Raw genomic sequence first — 5,844 nt, 5'->3', positions numbered from 1 at the left:
GTGTTCGAGCGAATCGTGGATGTTGATCAACAGGGGCGTGAGGTCAGATTCGAAATGGGTGTAATCCATCGGGCACCCGAGCCGTCCGGAATTGCGGAACTCGAAAAACGTGATGCCGCATGACGGGCATTCTTTCTTGTCGAGTTTCTGCAGTTCTTCCTTGGTTTGCCCGAGTTGCAACTGTTTGGCGAGCGCCCCGGTGATGGTTTTGATCGGACTCGGTTCGTCTTTTTGCAGCACTTGTCGAGCATGATGCTCACACAGGTGCAGGATCTGTGGGCCACCCGGTTGGGTCAACTCGGTGATGTGGAAGGTGGCGGGCTTGTCGCAATACTGACATTTCATGGGGATCTCGATACGCGGGGTGTCGGTATTACGTTCCGGGGCGTCGGCGGGTTTTCTCGGTAGCGAAGAAACGTTCAGGGATTCTATCGCTGCCCCTAGGAGTGTCAACGCGAGCAAAAATGAACCGAAATGGGTTCCCGGTTGTCGTTTCGACTCAGCCTGCCCAAACTATTGCCGCTGCCTCGGTTCCAACTTAGAAACAAACATGCACCACCCGTCCCCTGACGAATTTGCTGAACTCGCCCGTCGTTACGATTTCGTGCCCGTGTATCGACGCCTGCTTTCTGACGCGTTGACGCCCGTAACGGCGTTTAAGCTGCTCGATGACGGCGGCCCGGCGTTTTTGATTGAAAGCGTGATCGGGGGCGAAAAAGTCGGCCGCTACAGTTTCCTCGGCTCCAAACCGCTGGCTCGGTTCACCGCCAAAGGCAAAACGGTCTGGCAAACAGAGACCTCGACGGGCGAAGTTCGCGAATCGACCTGCGACGATCCGCTCGACGAATTTCGAAAACATTTTCGCGACCGTACCGCGACGCTCGACGCGTTACCCCCATTCATCGGCGGTGCAATCGGTTATGCCGGATACGACGTTGTGCGGTATGTGGAAGACCTTCCCGATTCGACCGAGGATGACCGCAACCTGCCGGACCTGGATTTCGCGTTCTACCACACGCTGTGCGTGTTCGATCACGTCGACAAAACCATCACGATCGTTTCGCTCGCCGATTGTCGAGAAATTTCCGAAACCGGCGGCGACATCGAATCGGCTTACGCCGAGGCGGCCGGTCAAGTCGACCAAACGATCGAGCAACTCGACCAACCGCTGCCGCATCAGTGCGAAGAAATTCTCGAGGCCGATCAGCGACATCAGTTGAGCGTTGAGTCGAACTTCACCCGCGAATCGTTCTGTGACGCGGTTCGCAAATGCGTTGAATACATTCGTGCCGGCGACATCTTCCAAGTCGTGCCGAGTCAACGGTTGAGCGTCCACAGCGACGTCGATCCGCTCGCCGTTTACCGATCACTGCGTGTCGTGAACCCGTCTCCGTTCATGTTCTTCGTCCGCAGCCCATCGTGCGTGTTGGTCGGATGCAGCCCCGAGATCATGTGTCGCGTGAAGAACGGCACCGTCACGGTTCGGCCGCTCGCCGGTACCCGCCCGCGTGGTGCCACGGAAGCCGAAGACATCGCGTTGGAAAAAGAATTGTTGGCTGACCCGAAAGAGCGAGCCGAGCACGTGATGTTGGTCGATCTCGGCCGCAACGACATCGGGCGCGTCGCCGAGTTCGGCACCGTGGACCTGACCGAAATCATGGTGATCGAGCGGTATTCCCACGTGATGCACATCAGCAGCGAAGTGCGTGGGAAGCTGCGTGAGGGGCTCGACGCGTTCGACGCATTGAAAGCTTGCTTGCCGGCCGGCACAGTTTCGGGTGCCCCCAAGGTACGAGCGATGGAGGTCATTGACGAAATCGAACCGCACCGACGCGGCCCCTACGGCGGCGCGGTCGGCTACATCGACTACCGCGGAAACATGGACACGTGCTTGGCCTTGCGAACGATCGTGTTCCAAAACGACACGTACCACGTGCAGGCCGGTTGTGGAGTTGTCGCCGACAGCGATCCGGACATGGAATACCAAGAAACGCTCAACAAAGCCCGCGCCCTGATCGCCGCCATCGAATGGACGATCGCACGTACCGAAAACGCGAGCTAAAGAAACCTCGTAGGTCCGAATCGCCAAGGCAAACAAACCGCCGTTGAGCTCACGAACGATTCAAATCGCTTCGAATCATCCGAACCAACGCCAGCGTTCAGTCTTGGAAACGCCAATCCATCTGAGCCGAACGGCCGTAAGGCCTCGGGTAAAAACCGCCAAACAACATTCCCAGCCAACCACGCCCAAAACCCGAGTGCTCACGCACTTCGGCTCACGGGCGGGACTGCTTCCGTCGGGCTTGTCCCGGCGGAGCACGCAACTGCCCGCTACCTGCCACCGCGCCCCCAACACTGATCTCCGTCGGGCTCGTTCCGGCAGAATCCACGCTTCATTCAGATCAAATAATCGCGTGGATCGGTTCGACTTCTTCGACGCCGACCAACTTTTGGTCCAACCCGCTGTAAAAGTACGACAGGTGATTCGGGTCGAGGCCCATCTGGTGCAGGATCGTCGCGTGCAGGTTCTTCACGTGCAGCGGATTCTCCACCGCGACGCTGCCGAGTTCATCGGTCGTTCCGTAACTGACGCCGCCTTTGATCCCACCGCCGGCCATCCACATCGTGAACCCAAACGAATTGTGATCCCGACCGCTGCCTTTGGCGTATTCCGCCGTCGGTTGCCGGCCAAACTCGCCTCCCCAAACCACCAACGTTTCGTCGAGCAACCCCGAACGTTTGAGATCCGCTAGCAACCCCGCGATCGGTTGGTCGGTCGCTCCGGCGTGCTTGTTGTGGTTGTTTTCCAAATCGCCGTGAGCGTCCCAGTTGTTGTCGTTGTGCGCACCGCCACTGTAAAGTTGGATAAACCGTACGCCGCGTTCCACCAATCTCCGTGCGAGCAAACAACGGGTGCCAAAGTCAGCCGTCTCGGCCCGGTCGACTCCGTAAAGAGCCCGCGTTTCGGCCGTTTCGCTCGACAAGTCAACCGCCTCCGGTGCAGTGGATTGCATCTTGTAGGCCAGCTCATAACTGCTGATCCGCGACGCCAACGATTGTTCGTTGGAGTGCGCGGCGAGATGCCGTTGGTTCGCTGACTGAATCGAATCGATGATCTGCCGCTGAGCCATCGGTGTTAGATCACCGGGAGGTGCGAGATCGAGAATCGGTGCCCCTTGGGTGCGAAAGACTGTGCCCTGATAAGTCGCCGGCATGTAACCGCTCGACCAATTCTTCGCACCGCTGATCGGGCCGCCGGTCGGGTCGAGCATGACGACGTAGCCGGGCAGGTTTTGGTTTTCGCTACCGAGGCCATAGGTCAGCCACGATCCCAGCGACGGATTGCCTGACAAAATTTTGCCGCTGTTCATCATCAACATCGCCGACCCGTGAATCGGCGAGTCCGCGGTCATCGAATGCAAAAACGCGATGTCATCGACGTGCCGCGCGACGTTGGGAAACAACGACGAGACATACTTGCCACACTCGCCGTACTGTTTGAAATCCCAGCGAGGTTCGACGATCCGTCCTCCCGTTTTATGCCCACCACGTCCAAACGTTTTGACGTCGACCGTCTTCCCGTCCATGCCTTTCATCTGAGGCTTGTAGTCGAACGTGTCGATATGGCTCGGCCCGCCATACATGAACAGGAAAATGACCGATTTGGCCTTCGGCGCGAAATGCGGCGGCTTCACCGCCATCGGCCCCGGCAAGGAATGAACCGCATCACTGCCATCAGCAGACGAGAAAAACTCATCCGCCCCAAGCATCCCACTCAAAGCCGCCGCCCCAAATCCGGCACCCGACTCCCAAATGAACTCACGTCGAGTACGACCACAAAAAGATTTGGTAGACATGGCGGGAGAGCGCGGGTGGGGGTGGCTAGTGTGTGGGGGCGGTTAGGACCGCTTAGGGCAGGAGGATGGACCGAATTGATTACGGCTACCTGGGGCATTCATTCTACAGGAAACGAGAGAGATTAGCAGATTAGTGGACACCAATCTCTAACCTTCCATATCGCCCGCTCCCACAGTTTCTGAAATCTGCTCTCACGGGTAGAATCAACTTCGTGATCCCCCCACCTCACACTTTTCACGCTCGTTTTCAGGGAATTCGATGACAGACCCGACACCGAACGCTTCCGCCGACGCTCCCCAGATGCCGGTGATGGCTGCTCAAACGCAGGCGGCCTCTGCTGGTGTTGAGTCGGAATCGCAGCTGCCTCTCGCTCCGTATAAAACGCTGAGCGAAGAGGTCTTGCGCGAACGCATCGAAGCCGTCCGCAATCACTTCGGCGAGGAACTGCTGATCCTCGGCCACCACTACCAACAAGACGACGTGATCGAGCACACGGATCTGCGGGGTGACAGCTACCAACTCTCCGAAATGGCGGCCGGCAGCAGCAAGTGCCGCACGATCGTGTTTTGCGGTGTCCACTTCATGGCCGAAACGGCCGACATTTTGGCCAACCGGCCCGATCGAGTCGAAGCCCGAGACGGACGCAAAGTCGATGTATTGCTGCCCGACATGGCGGCCGGTTGCTCGATGGCCGACATGGCGGGCATCCGTCAAGTCGAAGCCGCTTGGGCGGACATGGGTGAAATCATCGACACCGAACAAGTCATCCCGGTGACCTACATCAACAGTGCCGCCAGCCTGAAGGCGTTCTGCGGCCGCCATGGCGGAATCGTCTGCACCAGCAGCAACGCTCGCGCGGTGCTCGAATGGGCTTTCGAAAGGGGACAGAGAGTGTTTTTCTTCCCCGATCAACACCTCGGTCGGAACACCGCGCTGACGATGGGGATCACCGAAGAACAGATGCCGGTGTGGGATCCCTACGCCTTGGAAATGGGTGGCAACGAAGACGCACAAATCGAAAACAGCCGCGTGATCCTGTGGAAGGGCCACTGCAGCGTTCACCAAATGTTCCGCCCCGAACACGTCGCCAAATTCCGCGCCGATCATCCGGGTATCAAGATCTTGGTTCACCCGGAATGCCCTCGCGACGTCAACGACATCGCCGACGTCAGCGGCAGCACCGGAAAAATCATCAAAACGGTCCAGGAAGCGGAACCGGGAACCAAATGGGCGATCGGCACCGAGTTGCACTTGGTCAACCGACTCAAAGCAGAACACCCCGAGCAAGAAATTCATTTCCTCAGTCCGGTGGTTTGCATGTGTGCGACGATGTACCGGATCGATTTACCGCATCTGTGCTGGACACTCGAAAACCTCCGCGACGGAAACCTTGTCAATCAAATCAGCGTCGATGAGGAAACCACGAAGTGGAGTTTGATCGCGTTGGAACGAATGTTGGCGGTCAAATGAGCGGCAAACAAACATCCGCCACCGACGGTTCAGCGTCGAGCGTCACTTATCAGAAAACAATGCTCCGCGTTGCGGCGATCGCTGGCATGTTGGCGGTATTGATCGGTGCGTTCGGAGCCCATGGGTTGCCGGACCGATTGGCCGGTTTTTCGATGGACGAAGAAACCTTCACGCGGCGGGTGGCCCAGTTCGATACCGGAGCCCGATATCACCTCGCCCACGCGATCGTGTTGCTCGTCATGGTGGCGTTACCGGTGCAGCGAACACGACTATTTCGAATCGCCTTCGGACTGATCCTCGCTGGAATCGTGCTCTTCTCCGGCAGCCTGTATGTACTCGTGCTAACCAACACACCCTGGCTCGGCGCCATCACGCCCATCGGCGGCACCTGCTGGATCATCGGTTGGTTTCTATTGGCATGCACCAAACCGTCGCCGAGATGCTGACCACGCTCCCGGGAACGAAAGGGCGCGGTTGGGTGATGAACTGCGGACTGCCGGAACGGCGCTGCGTTTT

General features: G+C 58.2%; 4 protein-coding genes and 1 pseudogene. 3 read left to right on the top strand and 2 right to left on the bottom strand.

Annotation, left to right across the window (positions count from 1 at the left end; all coding sequences use genetic code 11):
• Nucleotides 1–345, bottom strand: a pseudogene (locus tag RSSM_RS06075) (UvrB/UvrC motif-containing protein); the annotation flags it as partial.
• A gap of 205 nt (nt 346–550) precedes the next feature.
• Here RSSM_RS06075 and trpE point away from each other — a divergent pair.
• On the top strand, nt 551–2,062 hold the full coding sequence (trpE, locus tag RSSM_RS06070; RefSeq protein WP_008675689.1) for an anthranilate synthase component I: 1,512 nt from the start codon (nt 551–553) through the stop codon (nt 2,060–2,062).
• A 340-nt stretch (nt 2,063–2,402) separates the two neighbouring features.
• Here the strand turns inward: trpE and RSSM_RS06065 are convergent, their stop codons facing one another.
• Entirely contained in the window at nt 2,403–3,857 is a 1,455-nt protein-coding gene (locus tag RSSM_RS06065; RefSeq protein ID WP_008675688.1) for a DUF1501 domain-containing protein, read from the bottom strand.
• Nucleotides 3,858–4,167: 310 nt separating this feature from the next.
• Here RSSM_RS06065 and nadA point away from each other — a divergent pair, with 310 nt between their 5' ends.
• Both nadA and RSSM_RS06055 read left to right on the top strand, forming a co-directional pair.
• A complete protein-coding gene (nadA, locus tag RSSM_RS06060) occupies nt 4,168–5,328 on the top strand; it encodes a quinolinate synthase NadA (protein WP_173403136.1) in 1,161 nt (386 codons plus the stop codon).
• On the top strand, nt 5,325–5,774 hold the full coding sequence (locus tag RSSM_RS06055; protein ID WP_008675686.1) for a DUF423 domain-containing protein: 450 nt from the start codon (nt 5,325–5,327) through the stop codon (nt 5,772–5,774). Before nadA ends, RSSM_RS06055 begins: the two co-directional genes overlap by 4 nt.
• The last annotated feature ends 70 nt before the right edge of the window (nt 5,775–5,844 follow it).

This window comes from Aporhodopirellula sallentina SM41 (genome assembly GCF_000346505.1).
Lineage (GTDB): Bacteria > Planctomycetota > Planctomycetia > Pirellulales > Pirellulaceae > Rhodopirellula > Rhodopirellula sallentina.
The sequence above is the reverse complement of the archived record's forward strand: the minus strand, read 5'-3'. Positions and strand labels throughout refer to the sequence as shown.